Consider the following 17,591-nt stretch of genomic DNA (forward strand, 5'->3'; position numbering starts at 1 on the left):
GGAGCACCGCAATGAGCACCGACACCACTTCATCTAAATCATTCGCCTGGCTGAACACCACTCAGTTTCTCGGGGCGCTGAACGACAACATCCTGAAGCTGGTGATTATCTTCTTCCTGATCGGCAGCCACGGGCGCGTCCACGCCGGAGCCGTCACCGCCACGGTTGGCGCCGCTTTCGTGCTCCCCTTCCTGCTCTTCTCGGCGCCAGCCGGTTGCTTGGCCGACCGTCTCCCCAAAGCCAAGCTGATCGTGAATGTGAAGCTGGTCGAAGTCGTAGTGACGCTCCTGGCGGTCGTCGCCTTCGCCCTGCACCTGGAGCAGGCCCTGTACCTGGTCATCTTCCTGATGGCCGCCCATAGCGCCTTCTTCGCCCCCGCCAAGTACAGCATCCTCCCCGAACTGGTGGCCAAGGAAGAGCTGTCCCGGGTCAACGGGGCGATGGAATCCTGCACCTTCATGGCCATCATCGTCGGCACCGGCCTCGCTTCCGGACTGGCTCAACTGGTCGAGGGACGCTTCTGGCTGGCGGCGCTTTTCTGCCTCGCCATCGCCGTGGCCGGCCTCTGCTCGGCGCGCCTTATCGGCAAGAGCGAGTGCTGCGACGCCAATCACCCGGTGGCGCTGCTCCCCACCGAGATCCTGCGTACCATCAAGGGCGTGAGCCGCGACCGCCACCTCATGCTGGCCATCATCGGGCTCGCCTGGTTCATGTTCATCGGCGCCTTCGCGCAGCTGAATCTCATCGGTTACGGCATGGAGCGGCTGGGGCTCTCCGAAACCCACAGCGGCTACCTCTTCCTGGCCGCCGCACTCGGCATTGGGTTGGGCTCGCTCCTTGCCGCAAAACTCTCCGGCCGCGACGTCGAATTCGGCATCGTGCCGCTGGGCGCCGCCGGTCTCACCCTTTCGCCCTGGCTGCTGCACGTACTGCCGGCAAGCCTCCCCGTCAGCCTCGCCGTAATCGTCTGCTTCGGTATCTCCGCCGGCGTTTTCAGCCTGCCGCTGCAGACCTTCATCCAACTGCGCGCCGATGCCTCCATGCGCGGCGAGGTGTTGGCCGCCTCCACCTTCATCAACTGGATCGGCATCCTGTTCGCCTCGGGCCTCACCTGGCTCTTCAGCGGCCCGATGGGACTCTCCGCCGCCCAAGGCTTCAGCATCATCGGTGCGCTCACCCTGGCCCTCACCATCCTTTCCTTTCGGATCCTGCCGGACTTCCTGCTCCGCTTCGTCGCGCTGGTCACCATGCGCATCTTCTACCGCCTGCGCATCATCGGCCGTGACAACCTCCCCGTCGAGGGACCGGCGCTCTTGATCCCGAACCACGTCACCTGGGCCGACGCGCTGCTCCTTACCGCTACCTGCCAGCGCCGCATCCGCTTCGTCATGGAGCGCAGCATCTACAACACCCCGGTCCTGCGCAGCCTGTTCCGGCTCATGGGGGTGATCCCGGTTTCCTCGGCAGACGGCAAACGCGAGATGCTGGAATTCATCAAAAGCGCCCGCGCCGCTCTCGACGAGGGGTACATGGTCTGCATCTTCGCCGAAGGTGCCCTGACCCGAAACGGCATGATGGGCGAGTTCCGCGGCGGCTTCGAGCGCATCGTGAAGGGTACCGACTACCCGATCATCCCGGTCTACATCGGCGGTGCCTGGGGGAGCATCCTCTCCTACGCCCACGGCAAGCTCCTCTCCCGGCTCCCGGCCTTCTCCCCGTACCCGGTGACCATCCTGTTCGGCACCCCGATGCTAGCCGCCAGCCCCGCCGCCGAGGTGCGCCAGAAGGTGGCCGAGCTTTCCTGCGACTACTTCGCCTCGCGCAAGGAACAGCGCAGGCCGCTACCGGAGTACTTCATCCGCACCGCGCGCCAGCACTGGAAACGCCGCGCCGTCGCCGACACCTCCGGCAAGAACCTGAACTACGGCCGCACCCTGATCGGGGCCGTGGCGCTCGCGGACAAACTGGAGGGGCTGATCGGCACGGAGGAGCACGTGGGGCTCCTGCTGCCCGCTTCCACCGGCGGGGTGTTGGCCAACCTGGCGCTCTCCATGCTGGGGCGGGTCACCGTCAACCTCAACTTCACCGCATCGGAGGCGTCGCTCCGTTCCGCGATCGACCAATGCGGCATCCGCACCGTGATCACCTCGCGCGCCTTCCTGGAAAAGGTCCCTACCCTGCCGCGCCTGGAAGGGATGGTGTGCCTCGAGGACGTCGCCCCGACCATCTCCGGCTTGGACAAGCTCGCCGCCCTGTTCAAGGCACGCCTCTACCCGGTATCGCTGCTGCTCCGCGGCAACGGCTTCCACGCCGACAAGAGCGCCACGGTCATCTTCTCCTCAGGGAGCACCGGTGAGCCTAAGGGGGTGATGCTGAGCCACCACAACATCATGTCCAACATTGAGGCGCTGCGCATGGTGTTCCGGGTCGACCTGAACGACAACATCTGCTCCGCCCTCCCCTTCTTCCACTCGCTCGGCTTCACCGCGACGCTCTGGTTCCCGCTCACCAGCGGCTTCTCGAGCGCGTACCACCCGAATCCGCTGGAGGGGGAGAAGATCGCCCAGGTGGTGCGTGAGCACAAGTCCACCCTGCTCCTGGCGACGCCGACCTTTCTCCTCTCCTACCTGCGCCGCGCCAAGCGCGACGACTTCGCCTCGCTGCGCCTGGTGATCACCGGTGCAGAGAAACTGAAAAGCAAGGTGGCTGACTCCTTCGAGGAGAAGTTCGGGGTGCGGCCGATGGAGGGGTACGGCGCAACCGAACTGTCGCCGGTCATTTCCCTAAGCCTTCCGGATGTGGAGATCGATGGCGTGCGGCAGCAAGGCGCCAAGGAAGGGAGCGTGGGGCATCCGATCCCCGGCGTCGCCATCCGCGTGGTCGATACGGAGAGCGGCGCCATCCTGAAACCGGGGCAGACCGGGATGATCGAGGTGAAAGGGCCCAACGTGATGGTGGGTTACCTGGGGAACGAAGAGCAGACCGCGGCGGTGGTGCGGGATGGATGGTACGCGACCGGCGACCTCGGCATTATGGACGACGACGGATTCATCAGGATCACCGACCGCATCTCGCGCTTCAGCAAGATCGGCGGCGAGATGGTGCCGCACGGCGCGGTGGAAGACGAACTGCATGGCCGGCTCGGGCAGACCGGAGTTCTGGCGGTGACTGCGGTGCCGGACGAAAAAAAGGGGGAGCGGCTGGTGGTCATCTACACCCGCGGCACAACGGACGCGGCCACCCTGGCCCGGCTCATCTCGGAAAGCGAACTCCCCAACCTCTGGAAGCCAGGGCGCGACGGGTACATCGAGGTGGAAAGCCTCCCCATCCTCGGCACCGGCAAGCTGGACCTGAAGGGGCTCAAGGAGCTGGCGCTCGCCGCAACAAATTAGTTGTCAGGGCAGCCATGTACCGGTATCTTTTGGCCCGTTGCCACAAGCAATGACCAAGCGTCCCCGTCCCATCCCCTCTCCCTCCGGGAGAGGGTGGCCGAAGGCCGGGTGAGGGAAGGCACTCAGTTATTGCAACGCCCTCACCCCGCCCCTCTCCCGGAGGGAGAGGGAGGTTTACTGGAGGATTCAATGAAACTGCGGCTCTACATCCTGCTCTCGCTCCTCGTCACCCTTTCCTGCGCGATCCCCGTCCAGGCCTCTGATTCGCTCAAGGACCTGGCCCGAAAGGGGCTTTGCAGCGAAGGGGAGTCCAATAAGCCTTGCACCGGACACTTCCTGGCGGCGCACGGCTGCGGCAAGGCGTCGGTCGAACAGGGACTGACCAAAGAACTGATAGAGTTCCGCACCCTGGCGGAAGAGGCGCTTTCGCTTCGGGCTGAAACCATAAAGACCGGCGTGCGCATCAAGCAGGAGATGGATCAGGGCAAGCCGCTCACCGGCGACGATCTCGCCCTCATCAACCAGGGGATCATCCAGCACATGGCGCTGCGCGAGAAACTGCTGGCCCTGGCCCAGGCGCACGAGTGCTGGCTGGATGCCAACGATAAAGACCTCGCCACACTCGGCATCACCCCAGAGAACCGTTTGAAAGGAATTATGCTCTCCCTCTCGTCCGCCCTGGTCCTCTACGACAACTACCTGCTCGCGGTGTCGTTGTTCGAGGGTGACAGCAAGCTGCGCCGCATCCTCAACGAACGCGACCCCGGCTACGCGGTCAGGAGCGCCGAACTCGCCAAGGTCACCATGAGCTACGACTCCATCTCCAACCGCCAGAGGGTACGCCGGGCCATCAACTTCTACGAGAAGCGGATCAAGAAGGCTCCGTTCTCTTCCGACACCCTCGCCATGGACTACGTGTCGACGCTGATCAGGCAGAGCCCATCCTACGATATGGTGAAGAAGTGGTCGCCATTTTACGTGGTAGGGCGCAAGCTCGGCTTCTTCGGCGCCGTGACCACCGACACCGTGCTCGGGCTGGAGCGGGAAGGGACCAGCCTGTTCAGCATGATCTTCGGTAACGCGGTGGGGCTGGTAGAGACCCGCAAAGGGAAACTCTACGGTAGCGAGGAGGTGCGGGCGGAGGTGCAGAAGACACTGCAGGCGGGCGACATCCTGCTGGAAAAGACGCCGTTCCGCCTCACCGACAAGCTCATCCCCGGCTATTGGGGGCATGCGGCGGTGTGGGCCGGTAGCGAGGCCGAGCTGAAGGAACTCGGCATCTGGGATCACCCCGTGGTGCGCCCCTACCAGGAACAGATCAGAAGTGGCCACCAGGTGGTCGAGGCGTTGCGCTCCGGCGTCGAGATGAACACCGTGCAGCACTTCCTCAACATCGACAGCATCGGCATCCTGCGCAAGAGCGCCGCCACCCGCTCGGAACGCGCCAACATGGTGATCCAGGCGCTGCGGCAGGTGGGCAAGCCGTACGACTTCAACTTCGACGTGGAGTCGAAGGGGCGGGTCTACTGCTCCAAGCTGGTTTACCTGAGCTACAGCGGGGTCGATTGGCCGACCAAGAAGTCGCTGGGGCGCACCACCTTCACGCCTGACGACGTCGCCATCAAGGCGGTCAAGGGGGGATCGCTGCAACTGGTGACCTTCTATCACGAGGGGAGCCGGGTTAGCGGGAACCAGCTGGATACGATGGCGAAGTTGATGGGGGTGGTTGGCGGCAACAGGGCTGCTGTTCAGTAAAAAAAGCGGTTACGCAAAAAACACAGAGTATCCGCAAAGCACACGAAGAAATCTTTGAGAGGAAAGACGAAAAGCCGTCCCCTTATTCGATTTTCTTCGCGTCCTTCGCGCGTGCTTGGAGTTCTTTGCGTAACCGCTTCAGGGCGAAAAGGGGACTGGCACCTGCGGAGCCAGTCCCCTTTTTGCTGCGCGTGCCCCCGCGTCCCCCCCTTTGCGAAGGGGGACAGAGGGGATTTGCCTTACTAAACCCGGTGGATCAGCGCGCCCCGGTGCTGAACGGTTCGGGCGTACTGGACGGCGGGCTTGCCGAAGGCCATGCAGTATCCCAAGGTGTGATCCTCCGGGATCCCCAGCGTTGCCTGCGCTTCCGGCACCAGATCGGCAAGGGCGATCCTGGCCAACCCATCCCACACGGTCCCGACGCCATTGGCCTGGGCAAAGAGCTCGAAGTAGCTGAGTGCGATGACGCAGTCCTGCATAGGACAGACGGACTTGCTGGACACCGAAGCCACCAGCAGGTGCGGCGCACCACGGAAAAGCACATCCACTCCCTGCTCCTCCCACAGCTTCACGAAGTCCGCAAAAAAGGCGAGCTGCTCGGGGAGCGCGTTATCCCGCACCAGGCGCTTGATGCCGGCCAGCAGTTCGTCCCGAAAGGCCGCCAGCTTGTCGCGATCGTCGACGACGGTGAAACGGACCTGCCGGGTGTTGACGCCGGTCGGCGCGTGCCACGCCACCTCGAGGAGCCGCTGCATCAGTTCCGGCTCCAGGTTCTCCGGCTTGTAACGCCGCACCGAGCGCCGCCCCTTGATCAGGGTCTCCAGTCGCGCCGGGTCGGGGCGCCAGTCGCCGGTCAGCGGCGTACTCTCGGCCGGGTCGAGACCGAGGATGGAAACGGCGCCGGTCGGGCAAACCGTGAAACAGTGCTGGCAACGGTAGCAGCCGGCTTCCTTCTCCGCTGTGATCAAAGGGAACCCGTCCGCCGTATCGATGACATGGGGGGGGCAGTCGGCGACGCAGAGCCCGCACCGGGTACATTTGTCCTTGGCAATTTTGAAATCCAGCATGTCCTCTCCTTGCAGAACCTAAGACCACTAAGTCAAAAGCTGTTACGCAAAGCACGTGAAGAATGCGCAAAGAACGGAAAGTAAACTTCTGGGGCTTTTTGTTTTCCCCCAAAAACGTCTTTCTTCGCGTCCTTCGCGGATACCCGGCGTTCTTTGCGTAACAGCTTCCAGGTTCTTGTTTTCCGGTTTACCTTATGAAATTGGTCATGACCTTGGCTTCCTGTTCCGGCTCCGGCACGACGCCCTTGCCGTTTTCCAAAAGCCTCATCAGCCAGACGATCTTCTTGCCCAGAACGCGCATGATCTGCACCCCTTCCTCGTCCTGCAGCGCCTCGCCCGGCACCCGGCCGTGAATGACGTTCCAGTAGTTGGAGGTGGGGACCAGCATCTCCGAGTAGTTCAGGAAGTGGTTCAACTCGTCGAAGGTGGTCACCCCGCCCGAGCGGCGCACTGCCACCACAGCCGCACCGACCTTGTGGCGCAACAAGCCGCCGTTCACGCCGGAGACGAAGAACGCGCGGTCCAAGAAGGACTTCATGGTGCCGCCCACGCCGGAGTAGTGCACCGGGGAGCCGAGGATGATTCCGTCCGCCCCTTTCATCTTCTGGACCCACTCGTTCACTTCGTCGTCCTTGACTGCGCACTGCTCGTTCTGGTTCTTCACACACTGATAACAGGCGACACAGCCGCGAATGGCCTTGTTGCCCACGTGGACGATCTCGACCTCTACACCCTCTTTCTCGAGCTCGGCGGCCGCCACTTTGATGGCGTGGTAGGTGTTCCCTTCCTTGTTGGGGCTGCCATTGAATGCGACGACTTTCATAACTGCTCCTCCCGTTTAGCCGGTATAGATAAACCGGACTCTTTTCTTTTTTTGCCGGATGGGCTATATAGGACCATTAGTTCCCAATCGTCAATAACGAACTTTTTCGAAACGTAGTACCTATAACGAAACACAGTACCTTTTTGGTAACCATTACAAAGGCGGGATGAGTATGCAGCAGAATCAAGCGACAGCGGAGCTTATGACACTAAGGGACAGGGAGTATAAGTGCGGCATCGACGTTACGCTGGCGCTGGTGGGCGGCAAGTGGAAGGCGTCCATCCTCTGGCACCTGGCCCAGGAGACCATGCGCTTCTCCGACCTGCAGCGGCAGTTCTCCGACACCACGAGAAAGATGCTGACCCAGCAGCTGCGTGAGCTGGAAACGGACGGTCTGGTGCACCGAAAGGTCTACCCGCAGGTCCCCCCCAAGGTCGAGTACTCCCTCACTGACCAGGGGAGAACCATCTTCCCGATCTTGGAACTCATGTGCGACTGGGGACGTAACTACGCTCAAGCAGGGAACCAGGCGTAGTGCTCGCTCCTTTCAAAAGGGCTCTCCCTGTAGTGGCACCCTCCCCCTAACCCTAACCCCCTCCCGCAAGGGGAGGGGGGATAGACACCGAACCAGCAAAAATAAAGAGCCCCTCCCGTAATCACGGGAGGGGCTCACTTTTTTCATTCACGCGTCAACGTGGCGTCAGCGGCCCCGACCTTCATCTCTATCGGGTCCGCGTCCCGGACCGCCACCCCGCTCACCACCACCGCCTCTTTCCATCCGGTCCATTCTTTCCGGCATCCGCTCAGGCATACGCTCCTGGCGCTCCATGCGCTGCTCATGCCTTGGTTCGGCGCCCTGCGGCGGACGCTGTTCCATTCGCATCGGTGCCTGGCGCTCGTGCTCCGGCCCACGGTGCATCTGTGCCGGAGGCGCAGTTGCCGGCCCCCTCATTTCGGGACGTTCCTGGCGCTGCATCGCTGCCGGCGGGCGTTGTTCCACCTCTCTCAGGTGCTTGCGCACCACGGTGTTTCTTGGTTCATAGCGGTAGCTTTCCCGGTGCAACCGGCGTTGCTGTTCGAAACTCGGGTAGCTGTCACGCGAGTAGCTGCGCTGGTAGGTCGGCAGAGGCGCCCGCCTCGGGGCACGGCCTCGGTCCCAGCGGTCCCAACCATGTCGGCGCTCTTCCCAACCGCGTCCCCAGTGCTGGCCCCAGCGCGGCGGACGGTCCGGACCCCAGCCACGGAAGTAGGGGGGCGGCTCGCGGTAGTAGCGCACCGGAACGCGCAGGATGTAGAGCGGCACCACGAACGGGTCCACCAGCGACCACGGGCCGTTGTACCAGGAGCTCGCGTACCATGCATCGTTCCAGAAGGCCCAGTACATGCCGTCGTAGAAGAAATAGTTGCCGTAGACATTGGGGGCGTAATAGACAGGATATCCGGGGATCGGTCTCAGATCCGGATAGGCGGGAAGGTTTATCCCTATGCTCACGTTGGGAAGACCGATGCCTATGCCAACGCTGACCGCGGCTGTCGCCGTCGTCGACAGACAGAACAACAACCCCAGTACTATGAAGCCGTAACGCAATTTTCGCATGTCGTCCTCCATCTCTCAGTAGGTGTTGTAGTTAGCTCAAAGGGCGCGTCTTTGTGTGCTGCGCCGCATAACAGCATACCACAAAGTGCCTGATGCAGCCAAAATAGCAGTGCGTGATTCCCCAACAGGGAACCGTCCCTTTGCGAGCGCGCCTTCGTCCTCTTACTGTAGAAGCGAATAATCATTCGCCCTTTTTGCCACACCGGTGCTCTTGCCTGAGGCATTGCCAGGGCGCGGGTGGCTGGGCGAATATTTATTCGCCCCTACGGCGGCCTGGCCAAGACCACATCCCTCAAAAGGAGAAGCCACCCCCTTCGGGGTGGCTTCTCGGTACTGCTTCTGTTACCGCGGGCTGTTAGTGTTCTTCGCTATGCCCGCCGGTCATGCCGGCACTGAAGGTGTGGCAGTTGCTGCAGTCATACCCTTTGCCCTGGACATGCCTGCTGTGGATGTCGTTGGCGTTGGTGAAGGACTTAAGGCTGTGGCAGTTGTCGCACAGGGTGTTGGTCGCCTCCTTGAGCGGATAGCCGGTGCCGTGGCAGGCCGCGCAGTTCTTGCGGTCGCGGTGGTTGCTGTGCAGGCTGGTGAAGCTGGTGTAGGTCTTTGCGCCGTGGCAGACGTCGCACAACTGCGCGGTGGTGCCGCGACGGGTGTAGCCCAGGGTCGAGAACGGAACCCTGTTGGCACCGGTGGTGATCTGCGGATGGCAGCCGCCGTTGGCGCAGGAAACCGCGGTGGTCTTGGGACCAACGCCATGGAAGACCCCCTCGTACTGCTCGGTCGGGATGAAGGTGTGGGCGTTGTAGGTCATCCCTTGGGCGGCCGCACCAAGTTGGATGGCGGTGGTGATGTCGCCGGTCTCGAAGGCATATTTATTCTTCACCGGCAGCAGCTGCTTGGTGGTGGTTTCCATCGGTTGCGAACCGAGGTGGAGCTTGAAGGGGAACAGCTTGGAGAACTTCCCGGTCGCGTCGACAAAGGCACCGTCGGGCTTACTGATCACCTGCACGCCGCGCGCGTCCAGGCTGACGGGATCCTTGAACTTGTAGAAGTGGCTGAAGCCGTTGAACCAGGCGTAGGTCGGCATGACGTTGGTAGCCTTGATCATGGTCGGATCCCAAAGCGCCTTGACAGTGTCGATCTCCATGACGGACCAATCGCGGTTCATGTCGGTCGGGATGGTTTTGGCGAAGGTCGGCACGTGGCAGACCGAGCAGTTGACCTTGTCACTGTGACGGTTCAGGTCGCTGTAGCTCACGTTGGTGGAGCGGTGCGGGATGCGGGAGTGGCAGTTCTCGCAGGTAAGCGGCGTGGTGGTGTCGAGGGCGCGCATGTCGGAGCCGCGGCCGGCCATCTTGTGGTTGGTGGTCCGGTGGCACTCCTGGCAGGGGAAGTTCTGCCCGTCGCTCCCCATGTGCACATCGTAGGCCTTGGTGCAGGTCTTGTTGGTGGACTCGATGTCGCCGCGCTTGTAGTTGTCGCCGCCGCCGGACTTCTCGTGGCAGCGCATGCAGGCGGTGCGGGTGGGACGGATCACGTTCTGCGCGATGGAGAGCACGTTCAAACCGTCGGCCGGAACCATGGAGAAGGTGCCGTCGAGGTTCTGGACCACCTTCCTGGAGTAGCCGTTGCCGTGGCACATGAGGCAGTCGATGTTCTCAAGCTGGGCCTGGCTGGAGACCGTCGAGGGTTTCAGCCCGTTGCCCGCGTGACAGACCGCGCAGCCGCCGGGGCCGGTGGTGCCGTCGGTCTTCTGGAATATGGTCAGCCAGTTCATGTCCGGCTGAATGCAGAAGTTGTTGATGCCTCCCAGCTTGGAAGCCTTGGAACCGGAGGCGGCCAGCTCGATCGCCTTCTGGTTGTCCCCGGTCCACTGGTAGTGCACGGAGCCGAACATGGCGCTCGCCTGCGTAGCGTGGCAGGCGCTGGTGATGCAGGTGGCGGGGCCGTTGTAGGCGGTCACGTAGCTTACGTGGCTTGGCACCGGGAGCTGCACCTTGAAGGTGGCGGAGCCGCTGCCGGTGTTGCCGCTGGTATCGGTGAAGCTGACGGTGGCGGTGTAGGTCCCCTTCGGGGCGGAGCTGGAAAGGGTGTAGTTGTAGTAGGCGAAGCCGGTGTACGGATCCTTGCTCATGGCAAGGGCGTTAACCAGCGTGGTGCCGCTTGGGTTCTTGATGGTGACGTTGGCATAGCGGATGTTGGATGTAGTGATCCTGCTGGTGCCGTTTTCGGCGTTGGCTTTCACGGTGACGACCGAGCTCTGACCGTAGTTGAGCTTGTTGGTCGCCGTCTGCACTGACAGCGTCGCGGCGAAAGCTGTGCCGTAGAACGATGCCAGCAGCACGCCCCCTACGAGTACTGTTTTCTTCATGTCTGCCTCCTTGGAAATTTTTCCCTGCAGTGGTGAATCACAGTCTGCCGTGGCCACGGTCCCTGTTTTGACAAGTCCCACCCAATAAGCAACCCTTATACCAATCCGCGTCGCGGTTATAAGTACCCGATTCAGCTAATAAAAGATTAAAGGAATGGAGTCAACCCGGAAGTGAGTGAGTGGGGCACCTCACCTTCTTGGGTGTTTTACACCACAGGCTAGGGTGAAATGCCCATCAGAACTGAGACGTTGACATATTAAGGTAAATTTCATACAAAGGCAGGCGGCTGAACCGGCCGGATCCCGAATGTCCCTGTTGGAGGAACCAATGAATAAGACCATCTGCCTGTTGATCGCATCCCTGCTGCTGATCGGCTCCTGGTGCAGCGCCGAGGAGATACCGGTCCGGCAGATCAGTTCTGGAGTGGGAACGAGGCAATATCCAGATATTTGCGGCAGCCGCGTGGTCTGGCAGGACACCCGCAACGGCAAGGCTGACATCTATCTTTACGACATTGAGACGGGAACGGAAACGCGCATCACCCAGGGGACCGTGCACCACAAGAAGCCGCGCATCTATGGCAACAGGATTTATTGGCAGGATTACCGCAACGGGACTTCGGACATCTACATGTACGACGTGGTCGAGGGGAAGGAAACGCCGGTCGTGGTTTCCGCGGTACCCAAGGTCGACCTGGCCGTTTCGGACCGCTTCCTCGCCTGGACCGAGATGAACGAGGGCAAGTCGACGGTCTGTCTTTACGACCTGGTCACACAAAAGGAAAAACGGATGGAGACGGGGCAGGCGGCCCAAGGGTTTGCGGCACTTACGGCCGATTACCTGGTCTGGAAGGACGAGCGCAACGATTCAGGTGATATCTACCTCTTCGACATGGCCAAGGCGAAAGAGCTGCGGGTGACCTCGAACCCGGAGGCCCAGTGGTCGCCTTCCGTCTACGACAGCCTGGTGGTCTGGGAGGACAACCGCAACAAGGACGTGCTCCCCAACTACGACATCTACCTGTACGATGTCAACAGCGCCAAGGAGAGACGGCTGACCACAAACGACGCCAACCAGCGCTTCCCGCGCATTTGGGGCACCAAGGTGGCCTTCGTCGACAACTCAAAGAGGGAGGTGGAGAACATCCATGTGCTGGATCTGGTCACCGGCAAGGAAACCCCGTTCGCCGGCTGCAACCAGGACCGGTACACGCCCGCCATCTACGGCAACTACGTGGTCTTCAGCGACTTGAACGGCATTTACCTGGCTGACATCAGCCACTCTCGTTAAAAAAAAGCCGGCTCTCGGGCCGGCTTTTTTTGCGCTCCTCGCTCCTCGCCAAGCTGGCGCGGGTCACTTTCCCTTGCAGTGCTGGTCGAAACACGAGGGACAGATGCCGTGGCTGAACATGGCGTCAGTATGTTCCGAGATGTACTGCTCCATCTGCTGCCAGCTCTCCTGGTCGTTGCGAATCTTCTTGCAGTAGGAACAGATCGGTATCACTCCCTCCAGTATGCGGACCTTGGCCAGGACCGCCTCCAGTTGGGCCACCTTGGCCGCCAGTTCCGCCTGGATCGCCTTGCGCTGTGCCACGTCCTGCTCCAGAGTCCCGTTCAGCTCCTGCAGTTCGGCCGTCCTCTGGCGCACCTGCCCTACCAGCCCTTCACGTTCCGCCCGCAGGTGCCTGGCAAGGTCGTTGAATGTGCCGGTCAGCTGTTGCAGTTCCTTCCCCTGGGAAGGCAGTTCGATATCCTCTCCCAGCTTGCTCTGGTCGCCGATAATGGCCATGGTCCGATCGCGCAGCCGACCGAGCGGCCCCAGGAGCAAACGGTCCATGAACAAGAACTGCAACAGGTAAGAGGCCCCGAGGATGGAAAGCAGCAACACGGAGATCTTGAACGATAGCTCGTTGGCGCTGGCATAGGCCTGCTGCAACGGAATCCGGATCGAGATGGCTGAGACCAGTTCGCGATCCTGCCTGTTGAAACTTCGGGTTTCTCCATACTGCCGGACCAGTTCAGCCGGAGCCGCCTCCGGCTTGGTATGACAGCGCAGACAGCTCTTCTCCATGCTCTCTCCGCGACGCATGACCACGAAGTAAGGCTTGCCGTCGATCTCCCTGATTTCGGAGCGGCCGTTGAGGCTGCTGTCCCGCTTGAGTTCTCCGATGAAGGAGCGCTCGAAGGGATCGGCCTCGTTCTTCGGGCTCCTGGCGTTCACTGCGCACTCCTTGTAGTAGTAATCACTACCGGAGAGCGCCTTGTTGTAGGCGTAGATCTCCCGCACGGCGTAGGTAGAGGACATCCAGACCGGGTCGAAGTGCCCCGGGGTGCGGTAGCGCTCGCTGAGGTCGAACACGTGCGGCTTCAGCTGGTTTGAGAAATAACTGTGGATGGCCAGGTTGTGGTCCAGGATGAGGCGTGCCTTTTCCGTGGCCTCGGCCAGCGCCTGCTTGCGCTGGTGATAATTAACCGTCACGACGACGGCGACGGCCACTATGACAAAGGACACCACGTACAACGCGAGGAACAGCTTTTTGGTCGATTGTGAAAACATGGGAAAACTCCATCCACTGCTGCAATATCGGCACCTTACTGGCCGCGGCCATCGCTGTCAATGGTCAATTGACCACCAACCGGGCAGCGCGGCGACACGACGTGCTCGGAAGCAGGACGAGTACTCAGGTACCTGCAGGGCATCATTGATATCCACCACGTACCCTGAAATGCCTCAAGTAGCAGGTTGTGTTTCGGGTGAGGATGCGATATAACGCTCTCGTTCGCTGCTATCTTTTCGCAGTCACAGAGACATGATCTACAAGAACCTCATCCATAAAAGCCTGCTGCTACTGGTCACCGGCATCACCTCGATCTGCATTCTCACCTTCGGGATGCGTGGACCGGACCTGTCGCGCCCGAACTGCCCCAAACCGAAGCCCCGGGCCTACATCGAGGAGCAGTTCAAGAAGTCGCAGCAGGCCGCGGTCAAAAAGGCCCTGGATCAGTTCCCGGCCGAAGTTCCGCGGGGGTGCGAGCCGGTTATCCGCACCCTCTTTCATACCGTTGCCCTCCCCTTTTTCCGCGGCGTGGCAGCCCCCCCAGTTTTTTCCCACCTTTCACGGGGGCCCCCGCCCTCCGCTGTCTGACTCGCATCAATCCTATTCAGTCATCACAGTGAATGAGCAGCTGACCATGGCGTCAGCATGCGCTCCGTCGCGTCCACAATCAAAAAGGGAGAACTCCATGAAGAAGACTTTGAAGCGGCTCGTGCCGGTTCTTTGCACCGGTGTATTAATCTTTAGCGGCTGCGCCAAGCAGCAAGCGGTCAAGGGCGATGAGGCCATCGCCCCCTCGGCGGTCACCCAGCAGGCGGCGCCGGCCCGGGTCCAGGCTCCTACGCCCGCACCGCAGGCCGCGCCGGCAACCACGGCGCTGCCGTCGTCGGCCATCAAGGCCGAGCCGATCCAGTCGCAGCCCGCCCCGCTGACCCAGAAGGAAGTCGCCCTGGCCGGCGCGCTCGATAAGATTTATTTCGATTTCGACTCCGATGCGCTGAGCGATGCGGCTAGGAAGACCCTGACGGAAAACTACGCCAAGCTGAAGGCGATGCCCAACGTGAAGATCCGCATCGAGGGGAGCTGCGACGAGCGTGGTTCCGACGAGTACAACCTCGCCCTGAGCGAGCGCCGCGCCCAAGCCGCGCTGAAGTACCTGGTCTCGCTGGGACTTCCCGCCAGCCGCCTCTCCACCATCGGTTACGGCGAAGAGAAGCCTGCCGTCGCCGGCCACGACGAAGCCGCCTGGGCCAAGAACAGGCGGGACGAGTTCAGCATCAACAAGTAGATAGAATTGAACGGAGGGGCCGCATGCGGCCCCTCCATTGGAAAAACTTCGTATGTGCGCGTACAAACTTGCAACGTGCGCGTACAAGTTTGCAACGTGGGCGTACAAACTTGCAACGTGGGCGTACAAATTTGCAACGTGGGCGTACAAGTTTGCAACGTGGGCGTACAAAGTTCCAACGTGCGCATACAAATTTGCAACGTGGGCGTACAAATTTGCAACGTGGGCGTACAAGTTTGCAATGTGGACGTACAAGCTTGCAACGTGGGCGTACAAGCTTGCCACGTGCGCGTGCAAACTCGCCACGTGCGCGTGCAAACTTTCAACGTGCGCGTGCAAACTTTCAACGTGCGCGTACAAGTTTGCAACGTGGGCGTGCAAAGTTTCAACGTGCGCGTGCAAAGTTGTTACCTGTGGGTGCAAAGTTCGCACGCGTGCGTGCAAGGAAATAAGCCGCTGGTACCTGGCAGTCATGCACCCTGAGCTGGAAATCATGCGCGTGTGCCGGATAAGTGGGCATGTCAGGCATCACCTTTTGGTCCCATCTCTCACTCTTTTCCCTCCAGTTATCCCCCCCCCGGAAGCCATAATGCTGCAACTGTCGCCTGATCCCACTTGAAGAGCGGTACTGATTAAGATGGAACATCTGGTATTCTAGGTGCGCTACATTAGCCGCAACCAATATAAGTCTTGTCCGACCGTGCAGGTTGGCGAGGCAAAGGGGGCCACAGTGACGTCAGCCAAAAAGCGGGTAGTCGTAGTGACCGGAGCGTCAGCAGGCTTGGGACGGTCGATCGCACAGGCTTTCGCGTGCGAGGGGGCCAGCATAGGACTGTTCGCCAGAAACAGCGAAAGACTCGAGGCGGCCAGGGATGAAGTGGAACGGCTGGGGGGAAAAGGGCTGGTCCTCGTGGGTGACGTGGCCGACCCGCAGCGCGTGGAGGAGGCTGCGGCGGAAGTGGAAAGGGAATTCGGCCCCATCGACGTCTGGGTCAACAACGCCATGACCTCGGTCTTCTCTCCCTTTAACCAGATGACCCCGGAGGAGTTCCGGCGGGTGACCGAGGTGACCTACCTCGGCGCGGTGCACGGCACCATGGCGGCGTTGAAGCGGATGCTGCCCCGCGACCGGGGCATGGTGATCCAGGTGGGCTCGGCACTCTCGGACCGCAGCATCCCGCTGCAGTCCGCCTACTGCGGCGCCAAACACGGCATGAGGGGCTTCACCGACTCGATCCGCTGCGAGCTGATCCACCAGAAAAGCCGGGTGCATATCACCATGGTGCAGCTCCCGGCCATGAACACGCCGCAGTTCGACTGGGTCGAGTCGCGCCTCCCCAACCGGCCGCAGCCGGTCCCCCCCATCTACCAGCCGGAGGTGGCGGCCGACACCATCGTCTGGGCGTCGCACCACCGTCGTCGGGAGATCTACGTGGGGCTGCCGACGCTCAAGGCGATGTGGGGCAACAAGGTCGCCCGCGGTCTGCTCGACCTCTACCTGGGCCTCACCGGCTACAAGTCGCAGCAGACCGATGAACCTGAACGTCCCGACCGCCCCGCCAACCTCTGGCAAACCGTACCCGGCCCCTACACGGCGCACGGGCGCTTCGACGCCCGCTCTAAGGGGTTCAGCGCCCAGGTCTGGCTCTCGGAGCACAAATGGGCGCTGGGGGCGCTTGTGGCAGGCGGCCTCGCGGCCGGGGTGGCATTCAGCAGGGCCCGGCGGAGAGGTTGATGGGCGAGGGGGAAAAACGGGGAAAGTAAAATGAAAAGGGGGACGGCTTTTGCCGTCCCCCCTTGTTTGTCCAGTCCTGCCTTTTATTACTCCTTGTTCTTCTTGAAGTAGGCCAGGAACTCCTGCCGGGTGAGCCACGTCTTGCGCACCAGGTGCTCGATGCTGCGGCTCATGGCCTGACGCTCGCCCTCCTTCATCTCCCCCTTGAGCAACACGAAGAACGGGATGTTCCGCGTCTGCGGGTAGAGCCGGAAACGCTCCAGAAGCTCGAAAGCGGCCTGGTCCGGGAGCATCAGCGCGCAGAACATCATGTACGGGTGGATGATGGTCCCCAGCGCCACCGCCTCCTTAGCGGTGTAGGCGTTGACCACCTCGAAGCCGAGCTTGGTGAGGGCGTGCTGCACCTGCTCCTCCCCTTTACGGGTCACCAGCATCACCTGCAGGTCGTAGTCGTCCGACTCGTCGGTGAGCCCCAGCTGCTTCAGTTTCCTGGTCATGTAGGGGGTGTCTATCGGGAGGGTGAAAAAGCCCGCCACCGGGAAGACGGCGCCCACTTGGCCGATCTCGCTCAGGTACATCGGGAGGATCGGGATCTCCCGCGTCTCCGGGTTCTCCTTCAGGGCCAGCAGCACGCCCCAGCCGTCGTCGGACCAGGGGGAGAGGTCCAGAAGAATCGCCCTCGGGGTGCAACCGGACAGCTCGGAAACCTTGGCAGTCCTGGCGCGATGCCCTCCCTCGGCGAGGTAGCTGCAGACGACGGCGCCGCGCTCCACCCTCTCGCCCAGTCCCATGATCCAGAGTTCTCGCTCGTCACATTCGATCATCGGTACTCCTTTATCGTTCCCGGCGTCGCGCTGCGTCGTCAGGCGGCAGGCGCAGCGGCTACGGGTGCCGAATTTTAATGGTTGGCCGGGCGTCGCCGCCCCGGGACCGGGTGGCAGCCGCCAGCCGCGATGCCGCTCCTGCAGCGTCGCTTCCGCTGATCCTGCGTGCACTACCCTGAGAATT

The 17,591-nt window shown here is 61.7% G+C and carries 13 protein-coding genes; 7 read left to right on the top strand and 6 right to left on the bottom strand.

Annotated elements, in window-relative coordinates; genetic code table 11:
• Window positions 1-11: 11 nt before the first annotated feature.
• Window positions 12-3,392, top strand: a complete 3,381-nt coding sequence (locus tag JFN90_RS17810) for an acyl-[ACP]--phospholipid O-acyltransferase (protein WP_199396468.1) — start codon at window positions 12-14, stop codon at window positions 3,390-3,392.
• Window positions 3,393-3,581: 189 nt separating this feature from the next.
• Complete coding sequence (locus JFN90_RS17815) at window positions 3,582-5,147, top strand: YiiX/YebB-like N1pC/P60 family cysteine hydrolase (RefSeq protein WP_199396469.1); 1,566 nt, start codon at window positions 3,582-3,584, stop codon at window positions 5,145-5,147.
• A gap of 242 nt (window positions 5,148-5,389) precedes the next feature.
• On the opposite strand, the gene JFN90_RS17820 is transcribed toward JFN90_RS17815, so the two are convergent.
• Window positions 5,390-6,214 carry a nitroreductase family protein gene (locus JFN90_RS17820; protein ID WP_199396470.1) on the bottom strand — a complete coding sequence of 275 codons (825 nt, stop codon included), beginning with the start codon at window positions 6,212-6,214 and terminating at the stop codon, window positions 5,390-5,392.
• Between the two features lie 187 nt (window positions 6,215-6,401).
• Window positions 6,402-7,037 carry a flavodoxin family protein gene (locus JFN90_RS17825; RefSeq protein WP_199396471.1) on the bottom strand — a complete coding sequence of 212 codons (636 nt, stop codon included), beginning with the start codon at window positions 7,035-7,037 and terminating at the stop codon, window positions 6,402-6,404.
• 202 nt (window positions 7,038-7,239) lie between these two features.
• Here JFN90_RS17825 and JFN90_RS17830 point away from each other — a divergent pair, with 202 nt between their 5' ends.
• Window positions 7,240-7,572, top strand: coding sequence for a winged helix-turn-helix transcriptional regulator (locus JFN90_RS17830; protein ID WP_236019055.1), 333 nt, complete (start codon window positions 7,240-7,242; stop codon window positions 7,570-7,572).
• Between the two features lie 165 nt (window positions 7,573-7,737).
• On the opposite strand, the gene JFN90_RS17835 is transcribed toward JFN90_RS17830, so the two are convergent.
• Together JFN90_RS17835 and JFN90_RS17840 are read right to left on the bottom strand one after the other, a co-directional pair.
• Entirely contained in the window at window positions 7,738-8,634 is an 897-nt protein-coding gene (locus tag JFN90_RS17835) for a hypothetical protein (protein WP_199396473.1), read from the bottom strand.
• A 355-nt stretch (window positions 8,635-8,989) separates the two neighbouring features.
• Window positions 8,990-11,005, bottom strand: coding sequence for a hypothetical protein (locus tag JFN90_RS17840; RefSeq protein WP_199396474.1), 2,016 nt, complete (start codon window positions 11,003-11,005; stop codon window positions 8,990-8,992).
• A gap of 328 nt (window positions 11,006-11,333) precedes the next feature.
• Between JFN90_RS17840 and JFN90_RS17845 the strand changes: the two genes are divergently transcribed.
• Window positions 11,334-12,296 carry a hypothetical protein gene (locus JFN90_RS17845; RefSeq protein WP_199396475.1) on the top strand — a complete coding sequence of 321 codons (963 nt, stop codon included), beginning with the start codon at window positions 11,334-11,336 and terminating at the stop codon, window positions 12,294-12,296.
• 63 nt (window positions 12,297-12,359) lie between these two features.
• Here JFN90_RS17845 and JFN90_RS17850 read toward each other — a convergent pair whose 3' ends face one another.
• On the bottom strand, window positions 12,360-13,562 hold the full coding sequence (locus tag JFN90_RS17850) for a Tll0287-like domain-containing protein (RefSeq protein WP_199396476.1): 1,203 nt from the start codon (window positions 13,560-13,562) through the stop codon (window positions 12,360-12,362).
• Between the two features lie 253 nt (window positions 13,563-13,815).
• On the opposite strand from JFN90_RS17850, the gene JFN90_RS17855 reads away from it, so the two are divergent.
• The 3 genes from JFN90_RS17855 to JFN90_RS17865 all read left to right on the top strand — a co-directional run bounded on the left by JFN90_RS17855 (window position 13,816) and on the right by JFN90_RS17865 (window position 16,583).
• On the top strand, window positions 13,816-14,151 hold the full coding sequence (locus JFN90_RS17855; protein WP_199396477.1) for a hypothetical protein: 336 nt from the start codon (window positions 13,816-13,818) through the stop codon (window positions 14,149-14,151).
• Between the two features lie 97 nt (window positions 14,152-14,248).
• Window positions 14,249-14,848 carry a peptidoglycan-associated lipoprotein Pal gene (gene pal / locus JFN90_RS17860; protein WP_199396478.1) on the top strand — a complete coding sequence of 200 codons (600 nt, stop codon included), beginning with the start codon at window positions 14,249-14,251 and terminating at the stop codon, window positions 14,846-14,848.
• Window positions 14,849-15,578: 730 nt separating this feature from the next.
• Window positions 15,579-16,583: an SDR family oxidoreductase gene (locus JFN90_RS17865; RefSeq protein ID WP_199396479.1), complete on the top strand. Its 1,005-nt coding sequence runs from the start codon at window positions 15,579-15,581 to the stop codon at window positions 16,581-16,583.
• Between the two features lie 86 nt (window positions 16,584-16,669).
• On the opposite strand, the gene JFN90_RS17870 is transcribed toward JFN90_RS17865, so the two are convergent.
• The gene (locus JFN90_RS17870) at window positions 16,670-17,407 is read right to left on the bottom strand and encodes a response regulator (RefSeq protein WP_199396480.1); all 738 of its coding nucleotides are present in this window, start codon (window positions 17,405-17,407) and stop codon (window positions 16,670-16,672) included.
• Between the last annotated feature and the right edge of the window lie 184 nt (window positions 17,408-17,591).

Source organism: Geomonas propionica (assembly GCF_016458235.1).
Taxonomy (GTDB): domain Bacteria; phylum Desulfobacterota; class Desulfuromonadia; order Geobacterales; family Geobacteraceae; genus Geomonas; species Geomonas propionica.

Bases quoted from the DNA above. Each gene is read 5' to 3' on its own strand.
- JFN90_RS17850 (WP_199396476.1), bottom strand. From the start codon at position 13,562: ATGTTTTCACAATCGACCAAAAAGCTGTTCCTCGCGTTGTACGTGGTG.
- JFN90_RS17840 (WP_199396474.1), bottom strand. From the start codon at position 11,005: ATGAAGAAAACAGTACTCGTAGGGGGCGTGCTGCTGGCATCGTTCTAC.
- JFN90_RS17820 (WP_199396470.1), bottom strand. From the start codon at position 6,214: ATGCTGGATTTCAAAATTGCCAAGGACAAATGTACCCGGTGCGGGCTC.
- JFN90_RS17845 (WP_199396475.1), top strand. From the start codon at position 11,334: ATGAATAAGACCATCTGCCTGTTGATCGCATCCCTGCTGCTGATCGGC.
- JFN90_RS17810 (WP_199396468.1), top strand. From the start codon at position 12: ATGAGCACCGACACCACTTCATCTAAATCATTCGCCTGGCTGAACACC.
- JFN90_RS17825 (WP_199396471.1), bottom strand. From the start codon at position 7,037: ATGAAAGTCGTCGCATTCAATGGCAGCCCCAACAAGGAAGGGAACACC.
- JFN90_RS17815 (WP_199396469.1), top strand. From the start codon at position 3,582: ATGAAACTGCGGCTCTACATCCTGCTCTCGCTCCTCGTCACCCTTTCC.
- JFN90_RS17835 (WP_199396473.1), bottom strand. From the start codon at position 8,634: ATGCGAAAATTGCGTTACGGCTTCATAGTACTGGGGTTGTTGTTCTGT.
- JFN90_RS17855 (WP_199396477.1), top strand. From the start codon at position 13,816: ATGATCTACAAGAACCTCATCCATAAAAGCCTGCTGCTACTGGTCACC.
- JFN90_RS17830 (WP_236019055.1), top strand. From the start codon at position 7,240: ATGACACTAAGGGACAGGGAGTATAAGTGCGGCATCGACGTTACGCTG.
- pal (WP_199396478.1), top strand. From the start codon at position 14,249: ATGAAGAAGACTTTGAAGCGGCTCGTGCCGGTTCTTTGCACCGGTGTA.
- JFN90_RS17870 (WP_199396480.1), bottom strand. From the start codon at position 17,407: ATGATCGAATGTGACGAGCGAGAACTCTGGATCATGGGACTGGGCGAG.